This is a genomic window from Gammaproteobacteria bacterium, assembly GCA_016199745.1.
Classification (GTDB): Bacteria; Pseudomonadota; Gammaproteobacteria; order Acidiferrobacterales; family Sulfurifustaceae; genus JACQFZ01.
In genome coordinates, this window is record JACQFZ010000028.1 from 21,255 (window position 1) to 38,448 (window position 17,194).

Here is a 17,194-nt window from a genome sequence, read left to right on the forward strand (position 1 = left end):
GCTGGGTCGGCTACGAGATCGACCGCTTGCTCGCGCGCGCGGATTGCCAAGCAGGTTCGGGGCGGGATCCATTGCTGCTTGGCAGAATCCTTTCGACCTGCGTCGCCGGTACCGGTGCACTAAAGAGATAGCCCTGGATAGCATGGCAGCCGCAGTGCTTCACGAAATCGAGATCGGTTTGTGCTTCCACGCCTTCGGCGACGATATACAAGTTCAGGCGCTGCGCCATGTCGACAATGCCGGCATACAGTTCGCCGGCACGCGGATCGGCAACGCTGATGAGAAACGATCGGTCGATCTTGACGACGTCGACCGGGAAATCCTTGATATAGCTCAAGCCCGAGTAGCCGATACCGAAATCATCGATGGCGATGCGAATGCCGATCTCGCGCAGCTGCTGCAGCGTGCGCTGCGCGACCGAAGGGTCGTGCATGATGGCGCTCTCGGTGATCTCCAGCTCCAATCGGTTCGGTGCCAATCCCGTCTCCAGCAATACCTCGCGTACCTGATCGACGATGTCGGCGTGCCGTAGTTGTATCGCCGACAGATTGACGGCGATGCGGCCGACGCCGAAACCAGCATCCGACCATGCCTTGGCTTGCCGACAGCTTGCGCGCAACACCCACCTGCCGAGACCATGAATGAGGCCGGTCTGCTCGGCGATGGGAATCAATTCCGCCGGCGGGATGGGACCAAGCTGCGGATGTGGCCAACGCAACAGTGCTTCCCACGAGACGATCTCGCCGGTGCGCAGATCCTGCTGCGGCTGGAAATGCAGCACGAATTGATCGTTGTCGAGCGCCTGCTGTAGCTCACCGACGATGCGCGCGCGCCGCATCGAACTCACGTGCATTTCGTCTGAGTAGAATTCACAACGCTCGTCGCGGTGACGCTCCTGCGCGTAGTAACGCGCCGCCGCCGCGTTCTTGAGCAACATCTCCGGCGTGTCGCCGCCTTCCGGCGTCAGCGCGACGCCGATCGAAACGCCGACTTCGATCATGTGGCCGTGCATTTCGAGCGGCTGCGACAGCGCGCGGAAAATACGATTGAGCAACGAGCGCACCTCGTCTTTGCCGGCGATGCCGCTGATAACGATACCGATCTCATCGAGCCGCAGACGCGACACCCGCCACCCGAATTTACCGGCACTAGCTGCTGCATCAATCTGGCGCAGCTCGTCTTGCAACCGATTGCCAATGACTTGCAGCAACGTATCGCCGACGCTGGCACCCAGCGTATCGCTGACGCGGCGAAACTGGTTCGGTACGAGCGACATGACAGCGACGCTCTTATGGGTTTGCCGGTGGCCTTCGCGCAATGCGCGCTCCATCCAGTCGATAAATTCCATACGCTGCATGATCGTCGATGCGCCGCTCGCGGAAAGCGCCTGCTCCATGGGCGCCGGCGTAATGCGTTGCGAAGCGTCCAAGACGCTGCTTAAACCGACGCGCTCGCCGGCACGGCGCAGGCTTGGTTGCAGATCGGCCGGCGCTTCGATGGCGCTGCTCCATTGAACGACCCGGTTGCGGCCGGTCGATTTGGCCGCGTATAGCGCCTGATCGGCCTGGGTAATGAGACCGCTGCTGGTGTTGACGCCGGATTGCGCCGACGACAGGCCGACGCTGATCGTGACGGCGAGTTCGCTACCGAAACGCAACGTCGACTTCTCTTCGATCGCGCGGCAAAGTCGTTGGCCAATGACGTCCGCCTGAAAAACATCCAAACCGGGCAACACGACGCAGAATTCTTCACCGCCGTAGCGGCAGATCGAGCCACTATCGTCGACCAGCGACTGGATATTCTCCGCCACCCAATGCAGCACCTTATCGCCGATATCATGGCCGAAGCGGTCGTTGATCAACTTGAAATAATCGATATCGATCATGAGACAGGACAGCGCCATGCCTTCGGTCTCGGTCTTACCGCACAACGGCTCGAACATGGCGAAGAAGGCGCGGCGGTTGAGACAGCCGGTGAGCGGATCGCGCGTGGCGAGTTGATAGAGCTCTTCGTTCTTATTCTTGATTTCGCGCTCGGACTCTTTGAGCAGATCGATCGTGCTGTTCAATTCCTGGTTCTTCTTCTCGAGCGCGGTAACGTCGTCGAATGTGACGATCGCGCCGCGCGGTTGGTGGCGCTCGTCCAGTATCGGCGTGCTGTTGATCACGAACACTTGGGTCTCACCTTGACCACTGGCGGCGAGCCGCAAAAACGCGCGCGCTTGCGTCTCACCGGCGGTCAGCGTCTGCGCCCACGGCAATATTTTCGGCTTCGACTTCTCGACGGCGTCGAGCCATTCGAGCTGTGCTGCCTTTATACCGATCAAGGCATCGGCGGAACGCCCGCACTTTTGCGCGAACACGGCATTGGCGAGGACGATGAAGCCGTCGCGATCGAGAATCAGCACGCCTTCGGCCAGCGCATCGAACGCCGAGCGGATGCGCTGCGGAATCGTTCCGCGCGGGTCGAGCTCGCGTAACGCCCGTCGCAACGTCACATAGAAAATGCCGAGCCCGATCATGCCGGTGAACAACGCCAACCCCCAAACCGAATGACGTAGCCAACCGAGCACACCTTGATATACCGGCGCAAAACTGACCTCGACCGCGCCCCAACGCTGCTCGCCGGCAAACACCGGCACCAACACGTGCGTCAATGTCGATCGATCCGTGTCCGGCGGCGACCAGTATTTCGCATGCTCCGGCGTTTCGCTGAAGATGCTGCCGTCGGCCCGACGTATCGCTGCCGACAGCACGTCCGGATTGCGCGTCGCAAAAACATCCAACGTCTGCTTCACCAGATCAATGTCCGAACGAGTGACGGCGATCGATAGCTGCACGGCGAGCGACTCGCAACTGCGCTTGCGAATTTCGAGCGCGGCAAATCGAGCGTCGGGGACGAAGCCGGCGAGATCGGCAAACAGCACTAGGCTCACGGTGATGAGCGCCATGCTGAGCGTCAAACGAAAAGTCGGTGACAGGCGCATCAGCCGATCTCGTCGGTATCGGTGGCTGCGCCCGGGCGCACCGGAAACAATTTGCGTAACGCGCGCTCGCGGTGATCGTGCATGACGGCGAGATGCTCCTTGGTCGCTTCCTCGCGTTCGTTTTTGCGACGCCGACGGGCGAGGATCGGCAATGGATCGAAACGGTTCCACAGCGGTGTCGTCGCGATCAGGCTCGCGGCCAGGGCGCCGCCGCGCAGGATCCAAGAAATAAAGCCGACGGTGAGAATGGCGCCGCTGAATGTCGTGGCGCTCGTAAACAGCGGCGTTGAACCTTCGCGCAACTGTGTGCGCATATCGTCGAGCGCGCGACCGAGGGCGTTGAACGAATGCACGTTGCCGGGAGCTGGTATCGACGAAGCCGTCACCGGACCCCTTGACGAAACGGATGCGGTGAACGACGCGCTCGCGTTTACGTCAGGCACCATCGACGCCGTTCGCTGGGTGGCGGCGAGACTCGGGTTTGAGGTCGGTTTCGCGCTAGGCAGTGGCCGCCATGTGCTGACATAGGGAACATCGGTCGTTACACCGCCGTCGACTCCCATCACCGGTGGCGTTGATGGCGCCGGCGAACTTATCGGCGCCGGCGGTACCGGCGCTCCGCCGTTTACCGGCGGCGCTGGTGACGTGACCGGATCCGGCGGGATGACGAGCGTCACTGTGATCGCGAAGCTCGATCCGACCATAGCGCCGCTGCCGTCGGCGACGATGAAACCAAAAACGTCAGTCGCCGCGGTCGTATTGTTGTGGCGATAGCTCACTCGATTGGCGTTGAGATCCGCTTGCGTAAACGTGTCATTGAGGCCTAAAGCAACACCGTCGAGCTGCAACACACCCGCTGTCGGCAACGCCGTCAGCGTGTAAACCAATTGCACGTCGCTGTTATCAACGTCGGTGGTCGCGAGCTGCAGCGGTGTTACCGTCGCGTTCGCACCTTGGAGCAGCGTCAGCCCGGTATTCGTCGCCAGCACCGGCGCATCGTTCACCGGTGTCACGTCGATCGTCAGCCGGTTCGGGCTGGCGGCGAAGCACGCGCTTTGATCGCACACCGAGAACCTAATGCTCGCATAGGCAACACCGTTCGCATTTGCCGCCGACGTGTAGACGAAATTACCGGCGACCAGGTCGGCCGCGGTGACGATTTGTCCGGCGCTGACCGCCGCGCCGGCGAGTGTCAGCGTACCGTTCACCGGCAACATATCGATGCGCACCGCGCTCAAGCTGTCGCCGACGTCGGCATCATTGAAACCGAAGTCAGTAACGTCGAACACATACGCGACGTCTTCAGCGGTTGTGATAGTGGCGTCGCTGCCGGTAGGTGCGGTGTTGGCAGTCGCGACACTGACGCTGATCGCTTGCATGTCGGTACCGCCGTTACCGTCGGCGACTTGCACGGTGACGTCGTAGATATTGTCGGCACCAACATCGGTGGGTGTACCGAAGATCGGCGCGACGACGAAAACCAACGCGCCGGTCGTACTGTCGATCGCAAAGTGCGCGGCATCGGCGCCACCGACGATCGAATAGGTCAGCGTCGGCGCTGGCACGTCGACGTCGGTGGCGGTAACGGTGGTGACGGCGGTGGTGCCCTCGGCCACCGAAATTGCTGCCGTCGCGGCGGCGCCGTTCGAGGTGATCACCGGCGTATCGTTGACCGCGGTGATCACGATTGACGCCGTTTCGGTCGTGCTCGAGAACGAGGAGCTACCGCCGTTGACCGAGGTATTGGCGAGCGCGCCGTTGGCGCCGGTCGTCCGGTCCCAGGCGCGGAACGTGAGCACGTCGGAAACGGTGCCGTTGAAATCGGCGGCCGGTCGGAAATAGAGGCGGGTGTTGGCATCGGCGGCGAGCAGCCGCGCGTTGGTGTTGCTGACCGCGCCTAAGTTCAACCAATTCGCGCCGCCGTCAGTCGTGTACCACCAGTCGGTTGTGAACCCGGTAAAGCCATAGGTGGTATCGGCGCCGGTGACGGCGATGCCGAGCAAAGCGCCGGCGTCGGGATCGCTGATGTTGTCGATTTGGCCGCTCGGGCTGGCGAAATCAACCAGACTCGAGACCAAGGTGCCGACAGCGCCGACCGGGGCCGGCGAATCTTCGTTCTCGGTGCTGAGCACCGGCGAGTTCGCGTAGGCGTAGCGCTGCATGAACACGCCATCGTTATCGCCGCTGCCGTTGCCATTCCACACCACCACCATATGACCGATGTCATCGACGGCGATGCGGGCGTTTTGTTGATTGCCGGAGGTCGTCGAGCTAACGCGCGTCTCACCGCTGATCGCGTTGCCACTGGCGTCGTACTCGTGCAGGTACACACCGTAACCGCTGCCGTCTTGGTTGATGCTTTGCCAAGCGATAACGAAGCCGCCGGAGGAACGCATCGTCACCGTCGGATATTGCTGCCAATCGGCGGTCGTTACATTAACCAGGAACTCGCTGCCCTGGGCGGCACCGGCTGAGTTGTAGCATTGGGCGCAGATGCCCCAACCATCGCCGTCATTGTTTCGGCTGTGCCACGTCACCACGAAGTTGCCGGTGGCGTCCATCGCCACCGCCGCGTCCATCTGATCGTTGGCGGTGGTGGTATTGACGCGGAACTCGCCGCCTTGGGCGACACCGGCAGCGTTATAGCGCTGTGCATAGACGCCCCAACCGCTGCCGTCATTGCTTTGCCAGACAACGACAAAATTGCCGACGCTGTCCATCGCCACCACCGGAACGGATTGCCCATTGATCGTGGTATTGACGCGGAACTCGCCGCCTTGGGCGACACCGGCAGCGTTATAGCGCTGTGCGTAGACGTTGTAACGCAGACCGAGATCCAGATTGGTCCAGGCGATGACAAAGTTGCCGCTGGCATCGATCGCGATCGAAGGAGTGCTCTGATCTCCTACCGTCGTGGTATTGACGCGGAATTCCCCGCCTTGCGCCACGCCGGCGGCGTTGTAGCGTTGCGCATAGACGCCGTAAAGGCTGCCGTCTTGACTCCAACTTTGCCAGGCGATGACAAAGTTACCGCTGGCAGCCAATGCAATCGTTGGCGCAAACTGATTGTTTGCCGTCGTCGTATTGACCTGGAACTCACCGCCTTGCGCGACGCCGGCCGCGTTGTAACGTTGGGCAAAGATGCCGGCGCCATTGGCGTCGGCCGCACTCCAAGTCACGACATAATTGCCGTTGGCATCCATCGCCACGGTTCCGCCGCTTTGCGAATTAGCTGTCGTGGTGTTTACCCGGGTCTCACCGCCTTGCGTGGTCGGCACCAACGACGGCGCCTCGTTGGCATCGGTTACGGTCACGCTGATCTGTTGGGTGTCGGTGCTGCCGTTACCGTCGGATACCTGTACCGTCACGTCGTAGACGTTGTCGGTGTTGGCATCTGACGGCACTTCGAAGTTGGGTGCAACGGCGAAGGTCAAGACGCCGGTCACGCTGTCGATGCTAAAGCGCAAACCATCGGCACCGCCGACGATCGAGTAGCTGAGCGTATTCGCCGGCACGTCGACGTCGGTCGCGGTAACCGTGGTCACGGTGTTTGTGTTCTCAGCGACCGATATCGCGGCGGTAACGCCGCCGCCGTTTGAAGTAATTACCGGCGCATCGTTGACGGCGTTGACCACCACGTCAACGGTGCCAATAGCAATTGAGAACGCGGTCGAGCCACCGCACACGACGGTGTTGGCCAGCCCACCGTTGCTGCCGCTCGTTTGATCCCAAGCGCGAAAGTCGAGTGCGGCACCGACAGCGCCGTTGAAATTGGCGGTGGATTGATAGTAGACACGGGTGTTGGCGTCGGCGGAGAGCAGACGAGCGTTGGTGAAAGTACCGCCTAACGCGAGCCAGTTGGTACCACCGTCGGTCGTATACCACCAGTTGCCGCTGCCGATATCCGCGTAGGTCACGGCGATGCCAAGCAAGGCGCCGGCGTCCTGTTCGGTGACGTTGTCAACTTGACCGCTTGGGCTAGCGAAGTCGACGAGACTCGATACCAACGTGCCGACCGCGCCGGACGGCGCCAGCGCGTCTTCATTTACCGTGACCGATATCAATTTACTGGGATCGAGCACCGGCGCGTCGTTGACGGCAGTCACGACCACCGAGGCGGTGTCGGTCACCATCGAGAAGGCGGTGGCACCGCCATTGCTCGAAGCGTCTGCCAACGCGCCGTTGCTGCCGGTCGTTTGATCCCACGCGCGGAACGTCAGCGCTGGCGCAATCGTGCCGTTGAAATTGGCGCTGGGCCGGAAATAAATCCGCGTGTTGGCGGCGGCGGCGAGTTGACGCGCGTTGCTGTCACTCACCGCGCCTAACGCCAACCAGTTGCTGCCACCATCGGTCGTGTACCACCAGGTACCGTTGCTGGTATCGGCGGCGGTCACGGCGATGCCGAGCACGGCGCCGCTGTCGCGATCTAATACGTTGTCGACTTGACCGCTCGGACTGGCGAAGTCGACGAGACTCGAGACTAACGTGCCGACCGCGCCGGACGGCGCCGGCGCGTCTTCGTTAAGCGTCATTGTCGGCGGCGTCCGCGAATAATCGTAACGCCGCATGAAGATGCCGTCGGCATCGCCGCTGCCGTTGCCGCTCCAAACGATGACCGCGCGACCGGTGTCGTCCACGGCAACACTGGGACTTAACTGCCAGCCTGAGGTGGTGGCGTTAACCAGTGTCTCACCGGTGAGCGCGTTGCCGGCGGCGTCATACTTGCGTGTGTAGATGCCATAGCCGCTGCCGTCTTGCTGATCGCTGGCCCAGGCGACGATAAAACCGCCGGAGGGCAACATGGCGATGGCACTGCTTGTCTGATCGTTGTTGGTGGTGACGTTGATGCGGAACTCCGCGCCCTGGGCGACACCCGCGCTGTCGTAACGCTGTGCATAAATGCCCATGCCGCTGCCGTCCTGACCGGCGCTAGACCAGACGACGACGAAGTTGCCGCCGGCTTCCATCGCCACCGACGGCAGCTGTTGATTGTTGGCGGTCGTGGTGTTGACGAGGAACTCGCTGCCTTGGGCAACGCCGGCGGCGTTGTAGCGCTGCGCGTAGATACCATCGCCGCTGCCGTCTTGCCCAGTACTGCTCCAAACAATGACGAAGTTGCCGCTGGCATCGATCGCCACTTTGGCACTTGATTGATTGCCGGCAGTCGTAGTGTTGGCGCGGAACTCGCCGCCTTGGGCAACACCGGCGGCGTTGTAGCGCCGTGCGTAGACGCCGGTTCCGCCGCTGTCCGGACTTTCCCAAACGACGATGAAGTTGCCGCTGGCATCCATCGCGATCGATGGAAGTTGTTGGTCGTTCGCGGTGGTAACGTTGACGCGAAACTCGCTACCTTGGGCAACGCCGCTGCTGTTGTAGCGCTGCGCGTAAATGCCATTGCCGCTGCCGTCTTGCAGAAAGCTCTCCCAGACAATGACGAAGTTGCCGCTGGCATCCATCGCCACCGCCGGGAATGCCTGATTGTTGGCGGTGGTGGTATTGACGAGGAACTCCGCTCCCTGGGCGACGCCGACGGAATTGAAGCGCTGTGCGTAAATACCGTAGCTGCTACCGTCGTGGTTAAAGCTCATCCAGGTGACGACGTAATTGCCATTGGCATCCATCGCCACATTCTTATTGCCGCCCATGTCTTGGGTATCGGTCGTGACGGTGTTCACCCGCATCTCGCCGAAGGTAATCTCCGGCGCATCATTCACGGCCGTCACGGTAACGGGAACAGTGTCGGTGGCGCTCGAAAATTCCGTGGTGCCACCATTGATGGAGGTACCGCTGTACGTGCCGTTGCTACCCGCGGTTTGATCCCAGGCGTGGAACGTCAGCCCGGCGGCGATCGTGCCGATGAAGTCGGCGTTCGGTTGGAAATAGATCCGCGTGTTGGCGTCAGCCGCGAGTTGAAGCGCGTTGTCGGTGGTCACCGCTCCTAACGCAAACCAATTCGTGCCGCCATCGGTCGTGTACCACCACGCACCGTTGCTGGTATCGACGGCAGTCACGGCAATGCCGAACAACGCACCGCTATCGGCGTCACTGACGTTCGCCAACGGCATACCGTTGGTGACGAGATTCGATACCAATGTGCCGACGGCGCCAACCGGTACCGGCGCGCCTTCACTCACCGCGTTCAACGCCGGCGACTTGGTGTTGTCGAGCACCGGTGCATCGTTGACGGCGTTGACGGTAACGTAAGCATTGACCGCGTATTGCGAGATGGCGGAATTACCGCCGCGCCCAGTGGTATCGGCCAGCCCGCCATTGCTGCCCGTCGTCTGGTCCCAGGCGAGCAGCATCATGGAGGCGGTACCGTTGAAATTAGCGGTCGGCCGGAAATAGACGCGGGTATTGGCGTCGGCCGCGAGCAGGCGTGCGCTCGTGCCGCTGACGGTATCTAAAGAGAGCCAATTGGTACCACCGTCGGTGGTGTACCACCACGTACCGTTGGTGGTATCGGTGTAAGCCACGGCGATGCCGAGCAACGCACCGGGGTCGTTGTCGATGACGTTATCGACCTGGCCCAACGGATTGTCAAAGTCGACGAGATCGGAGACCAACGTACCGACGGCACCAACGGGCGCCGGCGCGTCTTCGTTGATCGAATTCAGTAACGGCGTCTGCGTGGTGATGAGGAACGGCGCGATGTTATGCGTGTAGCGTTGCATGGCAACGTCTATGGAGTCGCTGTGCCAGACGACCACCAGTTGGCCGTCGTCATTCACGGCAACGCTCGCGTTCCTCTGATCGCCGACGGTCGTGGTGTTGACCAGCGTTTCACCGGTGAGCGGATTGCCGGCGGTATCGTACTCGCGCAGGTATATGCCGGCTTGATCGCCATCCTGATTCCAACTGTCCCAGGTCACGTAGAAACCGTCGGTCCGGCGCATCGATACCGACGGATTGCTCTGGGCCGAGGCGGTCGTGGCGTTGATTTGAAATTCACTGCCTTGGGCAACGCCGTTGTAGTTGTAGCGTTTGCCGTAAATACCGCTGCCACTGCCGTCTTGGTTATCGCTGGTCCAAACGACGACGAAGTTGCCGAGGGCATCCATCGACACCGACGGGTTGTACTGATTATCGGCGGTGGTGGTGTTGACGCGGAACTCGCTGCCTTGGGCGACACCGCTGCTGTTGTAGCGTTGCCCATAGACGCCGTAGCCGCTGCCGTCTTGGTTCGCGCTGTTCCAAACGATGACAAAATTGCTGACATCGTTCATCGCGATCGCCGGCGTGTCCTGAACGTTCAGGGTGGTGGTGTTGACCCGGAACTCGCCGCCTTGGGCGACGCCGTTGGCGTCGTAGCGTTGGGCATAAATACCGCCGCCGCTGCCGTCCTGATTGTCGCTGCACCAGGCGATGACGAAGTTGCCGCCGGGGCCTGTAGCGATCGCCGGCTGCATCTGGTTGTCGGCCTGCGTGGTGTTAACGATGAACTCACCGCCTTGGGCGACGCCGTTGGCGTCGTAACGCTGCGCGTAGATGGTGCCGATGACGGTGGGATCGACATTGTCGCCGTACCAGGCGACGACGAAATCGCCATTAGCACCCATGGCAACTGACGGCGACATCTGGTTGTTGAACGTCGTCGTGTTAACTCGGAACTCAGCGCCTTGGGCGACACCGCTGGCGTCGTAACGCTGCGCGTAGACGCCATTACCGCTGCCGTCTTTAACGCTGTCTTGCCATACCACGACAGAGTTGCCGTTGCTATCGATGGCAACGTTGCGTGTCTGACTCACGATAGTGCCGGTGCCGGGTCCACCGGTGTCGACCTGGGTCTCACCGCCGTCGGTCGTGACCGCCAGCAGGCCTTGCCAACTCGCTTGCAGCGCCGCGCTCGGCGCCACGGTCGTTTCGATCGCGCCGCTATCGACTTCGAGCAACCAATCGCCGCCGAGCGCGTGCGCACCGGTGGCGTCATCGCTGGCGGCGACGTCGGCGCCGGTAAAACGGCTCAGCGCGTCGATCAGCACATGACCGTTCGGCGTCGCTGCGACATCGCAGCCATAGAGCATGATGTCGGCGTCGTCGGTAAATGCATTGCGCCACTGTTGAATCGCGCCGGCATTGTCGAACAGCGTATTGGCGTCGAGTTCGGTGGCACCGAGCTCGACGGTGCCGGCGCGGCCGTGCGAGATGATGTGCAGCGCCGACAGATCGTGGCGATCGGCGAGCGCGTCGCTGACCTGCTGGATGCCGTCGCGCGTCGGATCGAGCACGACGATATCGATCGAGCGTCCATCCGTGCGCGGACCGAGGAGATCGGAAACGATTTGGCCATAATCGCTAACACGCGGATCGATCAGCACCAGTTCCTTGCGCGCCTCGACGGCAGCGGCGGCGCTGGTCGAGGACGACGGCGCGAATGCAGCGAGATCGATCGATTGGATGATGGCGGGTTCGATGACGGGCGTCGCATCAACGACGAGACCGCTCACGTCGGCGGACAACAGCAAACGCGATTCGAGCTCTTCGAATCGCGGACCACCGACCCTGGCACCATCAACATCCCTGCGCTTGTTATGTTTCTTGAAAGGCATGCTGACAAGAAGCTGTGCGTCGGGTTTACGACTCTGCTTGCAATGTCTATGCCTTTTGCCTCCGGGCGTAACCCCATGATTTCATGGAGCGGCTGTTGCCGACGCTGATGGGGAATAGCCGAATAGCGTCTGTTTTCCGACGCGTTAGGTCAGTGCGGGGCAAAACGCACTTTGCAGCGTAACCCGCTGGGAATCGCCTGGGTTGGGTTCGGAATTTCAAGACGGACGGCGAACGTGCCGCTGGCGCCATCGATCACTTTGTCGACGACGGTAACGGTCGCATTCAACGGCCCGACGCTGCCGAGCTCGGGTTGCACCTGCGCGCTCATTCCTTTTTGAATTTGTCCGAACGCGGATGCCGGCAACACCAGCTCGATGCGCAACGGATTGATCTGCACGAGCTTGAGGATGGTCTTGTCTTTCACCGATTCGCCCGGCGACAAATAGCGCTCGGCGACGACACCGCTGATCGGACTACGGATGATGCGCAGATTGAGCGTCTCGCGCGCGTGGCGCATTTGCTGCTCGCTTATCCGCGCGTTGGCATCGGCTTCGTCTTTATCGCTGAACGGAATCGCGTTCTTGGCATACAGCTGTTGCGCGCGCGATTGCTTGCGCTTGTCGAACTCGGACTTGGTCTCGGCCAGCGCCAACGCCGCCTCCTCAACACCGGCGCGCAACTTGACCAGCTCCTGACCTTGCTTAACGACGGCGCTGCGATCGACCGCGATTGATTCGATAACGCCGTCGACCGAACTGCGTAGCTCCACGGTCATGTTCGGTTCAATGAGACCTTCGAACTCGGATATCGGCGGCGCGGCGAACGCGTTGGTCGCGAGTAGCAACCACAAATAGAATCCTAGGCGCTGCATCTTATTACTCACTCCCCTCTCCCGCTTGCGGGAGAGGGGTTGGGGGAGAGGGCGTCCGCTGCTCAACCACCCCCTCTCCCCTTACCCCTCCCCCCAAGGGGGGAGGGGAATCGGGTTCGTTCGGATTTATCGATGAGATCGGTTGTACCGCTAGATGAATTGCCTCCAACACAGCCTCCGTCCGTTGCAACACGTCATGATTCCAAAACCGAAGCACGCGATATCCCTGTAAATGCAACGACGCATCTCGACGCCGATCCGATTCGGCGTTTTCTTGATGTTGGCCACCGTCTACTTCGATAATCAGTTGGTGTTCATGGCAGACGAAATCGACGATATAACCGCCTATAGGCTTCTGCCGTTTGAATTTCAGACCCAGGAAACGATGCGCACGCAGGTGATACCACAGACGCTGTTCAGCATCGGTTTGGTCGCATCTGAGTTTTTTGGCATTTTCGATTAACGACATTTCCCTCTCCCCCCACCTCTCTCCCGCAAGCGGGAGAGGGGATATAAATACGAATCTATTCAGCGCGGCCGGAGAACGCCATGCGCTCGTCGCGGCGTTCGTCATCGCGCAGCAACGCGCGGCGTGCGCGGCGATGACGGTGCTCGGCAAGCTGCTGCGCTAACCAGACAAAACCAGCGCCGAGCCACGTTGGAATCATCGACACGGTGCGGCGCGTGAACCACCGCGGCCAATTCCCTAACTGTAGTCGGATCACGTCGTCTTCGAGCGAGCCGAAAACTTCATAACTGCCCGGGTCGCCCTGACGCGCGCAGCGGCCGATCAATTGGCGGTCGACGCGGCGCGAGTCGTTAGGCGCGCACAAGATCACATGCAATCCGCCGCGCGCACTGACCTGCTCAGCCAGAACGATGTCGGTTCCGCGGCCAGCCATATTGGTCGCGATCGTTACCTGCGCGGTCTGGCCGGCGCGGGCGACGATCGCGGCCTCGTCAGCATCTTGGCGGGCGTTGAGTATTTGGTGAACGACGCCGGCGCTATTAAGTAAGGCACTGAGTTGCTCCGACTCGACCAACGTGCGCGTACCGACGAGCACCGGCCGGCCGGCGGCGTGCTCGCGCTGAATCGCCTGCACGATTGCCGGCCACTTATCGGCGGCACGTCGAAAATAGTGCGCACCGCTCGTACGCAACTGACTTGGCCGGTGCCGCGGTACTGTCACGACCGATAGGCCGTATACGCGACGCAACTCGCCGCCCACTTCGCGCAGCGTGCCCGACATACCCGCGAGTCGCAGATAACGCTGAAAGAAACGCTGATAGCTGATGCGCGCGAGCGGTTGCGGCGGCGCGCTCGGCGGCAGTCCTTCTTTAACCTCGATCATCTGCTGCAGTCCCTGCTCCCACGAGCGATCCGGTAATGTGCGGCCGGTGTGCTCGTCGATGATTTCGACACGGCCGTTGCGCACCAAGTAATGCCGGTCGCGCTGATATAAATGACGCGCAGCTAACGCCTGCTCGGTCAGCGCTTCGCGCTTGCGTTGATCGGCCCAGACACTACCGAGCGGGCGACCGATCTCAGCCAGTCGACGGGCACCGTTGCGGGTTAAGGCGATACGTCGCGCGGTTTCATCCAGCGTGAAATCGTGACCCGGTTGTAGTTGCTCGGCGAGCCAGAGCGCCGGTCGGTAGTGCTCGGCAAAACCGTTGTCGCCGCCAGCACCGGCGAGAATCAAGGGTGTGCGCGCTTCGTCGACGAAAATACTGTCGGCCTCGTCGACGATGGCGAAGTAGAGTCCGCGCAACAGTAGTTGCTCGGTACGACGTTCGCCGGTGCAGAGCGCGCTCAATTGCAAACGCAGCTCGTCGACATCACCACCGAGCGTCAGTCGATCGCGCAAGTAATCGAACACCAGTTGTTGGCTAGTGCAGTAGGTAATATCGGCGGCATACGCCGTGCGCCGCTCGCGCGTGGCGACGTCGGCGGTGACGACGCCAACGCTCAGCCCGAAGCGCCGGTAAATCGGCGCCATCAGTTCCGCATCACGCCGCGCTAGGTAGTCGTTGACGGTCACAATGTGCACCGGAATGCCAGCGAGCGCGGCGGTGCAAGCCGCGAGCGTGGCCGTGAGGGTCTTACCTTCGCCGGTTACCATCTCGGCAAGCAGGCCGTCGAGTAGCGCCCAACCGGCAATAACTTGTTGGTCGTGGTGTCGTAACCCGAGCGTGCGCTGCGTCAACTCGCGCACCGTGGCGAACGCGCAGGCAATGTTTTCCGGTGACAGATGCGCGCGCCACAATCGCCGGCGCAACGCTTGGATCCAGCGTTCCATGTCCGGCTCATTCAGTTGCCGCAGCGCTCGATCGTAGCGTTCGAGCTCGCGCAAGAATGCCGGCCACTGTCGAACGCGCGCGGCGCGCGGCGGATGCAGCGGTAGCAATAGGCGCTCGAGCGTGCGTTCAAGGCGTTCGTCAGCGGCAAGACGGCGTTGCGGATAAAGACCAAAGCGCACGCCGGGCCGCAGGAACGGCCGTGCTCGCGCCGCGAACCGCGCGGTGATTTCCGCGGGGTCGAGCGGCGCTGACGACGGCGTGGGCGCGGAGCTCATCGGCTGGCGGCCATTTAGTCGGCAACTTGGCGCAGCAATTGACGGCGCAACGCGCGCTGCCAACGAAACACCAACGGTTCGTAACCGTGGTCGAAGCGCGCGTAAACACGCGTGCCGATGCGGGTCCAGGCAACGTCGGCCGGCAACGCCAGATCGATTTGAAAAATCGGCTCGCGCGTGCGCATGCCCGACTCATCGAGCGGATCGACCGTAATACCGTTCGGTGCCGCGAGCGCGCGGCTCGGTAGTCGATCGATAGCGCCACCGACTTGGCGCAACAGGTGCGCCGCCACTTCCGCGCCCGGCGCGTCGGCCGGCATGATCGTGACGGCGCGCGTGTCGCGGCGAATCGAGCCGATGTCGGCTTGCCGCACGACGATGCGCGCGGTGAGCGCGTTCCGATCGACGACGAAACCGATGACCTCGCCTTGTTTGACGAAGCGTCCCGGCAAATTTGTGGCGTCGGGAATTACCAACGTACCGGCGGTACCGGCACGGAGAATTTGCTCGGCGGCACGCTCGCGCAGACGCGCCAATGTTCCATCGGCGGCCCGCAGCTGTTGCTGCATGCCGGCGGCGGCAACGCGATCGGTCTCGATCAGCGCGTAGTAGCGCCGCTCAAGCTCGCGCTGCTCGGCCTCGAGCGCACGCAATTGCAATTCGACGTCGGGATCGACAATACGCACGAGCGCGTCGCCCGGCTGCACCGCGCTGGCGTCGGCCAGCAGCACTTCCTCGACGAAACCATCGGCACCCGCGCGAACTTGGGCTTGCTCCGGCAACCACACCACACCGACCGCGTGCGTCGACAGCGGCAACGGCAGCGCAATCAACGCTAGCAACAACATCGCCGCACCGCCGAACGCCGTCAGTAGCGCGCGCCGCCGCTGACCTTGTAGCAACGGACTACGCAATACGAAGCGCGCGCCGTTGAACAACGGATGCGCGACCTGCACGACCAACAGCCACAGCGCGAGCGCGATGCCGAGCACGAGGTAGCTGGAACTCAAATATAAAACGACGGCGATGCCGATACCGATGCGGTAAACGAACGCTGCCAAACCGTAGACGATGAACCAGCCGCGCTCGCCGGCGACACTGACCGGCGATTCCGTGGTACGCAAACCAAACAAATAGCGTTGCGCGAGATAAGCGTAATAACGCGTGGCGCGTGCACCGAGTCCGGGGATACCGATGGCGTCGGTCAGCACGTAGTAGCCGTCGTAGCGCAGCAGCGGATTGCCGTTGAACAACGCCGTCGACACACCGCCAATCAACATGAGGTCGAGCGCGATGTCGCGCACGACGCCGGGTTGCAGCACGATCCACGCGAACAACGCCAACGCGGCGATGAAAAGCTCGACGCCGACACCAGCGGCGGCGACGATCATGCGCCGTTGCCGCTCAGGAAATGCCGACGCCGCCGACGCGTTCACATAAGGTACCGGCACGAACACGAGCAACATCAGGCCGACTTCGTGTACCGCGCCGCCCCACACTTTAGTGGCGCAGGCATGGCCGAGCTCATGCACTGTCTTCACCAACGGGTAGAGCGCGGCCAACAACCATAAGTTATTCGGCGTCAGCGCCTGATCGGCGGCATGCGCGGCGATGGCCGGGCCGTGCTTGAGCGCGAGCAGCGCGGCGACGGCGACCGTCGCCAGCCACACGATCGCAAACGTCCTACTGAAGAGCGGCCTAACCCACGGCAGCGCCCGCTGCAAGAATCGATCGGGATCGAACAGCGGTAACCGCAGTGACAACGGATTCAACATCAGATTACGCCAACGATGGCGTGCAGCTCGTTGCTGGCGCTCGAATAACGCGGCGGTGTCGGGCGGTAAATCGCCCAACAACAGATCGGCCGCATGCAGTTGGCTGAGTAACTGAATGACTTGTGTCTGCGTCGGCGCAGCATCGCCGAGCTCGGCGACGGCGCGCTGGCAAATCTGCTCGACCGTGAGCACACCATCCATCGGCGCGATCAACGCTTCGGCGTCACGATTAAAGCGATATTGACGGCCGGCGGCGGTGTCTTCGAGCACGCACCAGGCGCCGTCACGGTAGTGATGCCGATGCACACGCGCGTGCGGCGGCAATCGCGGGCGTAGCTTAGCGACGCGATACCAGTGGGGACTGAATAACGGTTCAGCCATGCGTATTCCCTTCAAAAACAGTCGCCTCTCCCCGGTGGTTTTCGGGGGAGAGAGT

Annotated in this window: 6 protein-coding genes; all 6 read right to left on the bottom strand. The window is 61.8% G+C overall.

The window, feature by feature from the left end; translation table 11 throughout:
• Positions 1-10: 10 nt before the first annotated feature.
• The 6 genes from HY308_07670 to HY308_07695 all read right to left on the bottom strand — a co-directional run bounded on the left by HY308_07670 (position 11) and on the right by HY308_07695 (position 17,139).
• A complete protein-coding gene (locus HY308_07670; protein MBI3898160.1) occupies positions 11-2,986 on the bottom strand; it encodes an EAL domain-containing protein in 2,976 nt (991 codons plus the stop codon).
• On the bottom strand, positions 2,986-11,535 hold the full coding sequence (locus HY308_07675; protein MBI3898161.1) for a DUF4347 domain-containing protein: 8,550 nt from the start codon (positions 11,533-11,535) through the stop codon (positions 2,986-2,988). The genes HY308_07670 and HY308_07675 overlap by 1 nt, the downstream gene beginning before the upstream one ends.
• A 149-nt stretch (positions 11,536-11,684) precedes the next feature.
• On the bottom strand, positions 11,685-12,419 hold the full coding sequence (locus HY308_07680) for an efflux RND transporter periplasmic adaptor subunit (protein MBI3898162.1): 735 nt from the start codon (positions 12,417-12,419) through the stop codon (positions 11,685-11,687).
• The gene (locus tag HY308_07685; GenBank protein ID MBI3898163.1) at positions 12,412-12,876 is read right to left on the bottom strand and encodes an endonuclease domain-containing protein; all 465 of its coding nucleotides are present in this window, start codon (positions 12,874-12,876) and stop codon (positions 12,412-12,414) included. Before HY308_07685 ends, HY308_07680 begins: the two co-directional genes overlap by 8 nt.
• 55 nt (positions 12,877-12,931) lie before the next feature.
• A complete protein-coding gene (locus tag HY308_07690; GenBank protein MBI3898164.1) occupies positions 12,932-14,983 on the bottom strand; it encodes a prepilin peptidase in 2,052 nt (683 codons plus the stop codon).
• A 14-nt stretch (positions 14,984-14,997) separates the two neighbouring features.
• Positions 14,998-17,139 carry a hypothetical protein gene (locus HY308_07695; protein ID MBI3898165.1) on the bottom strand — a complete coding sequence of 714 codons (2,142 nt, stop codon included), beginning with the start codon at positions 17,137-17,139 and terminating at the stop codon, positions 14,998-15,000.
• Positions 17,140-17,194 lie beyond the last annotated feature (55 nt).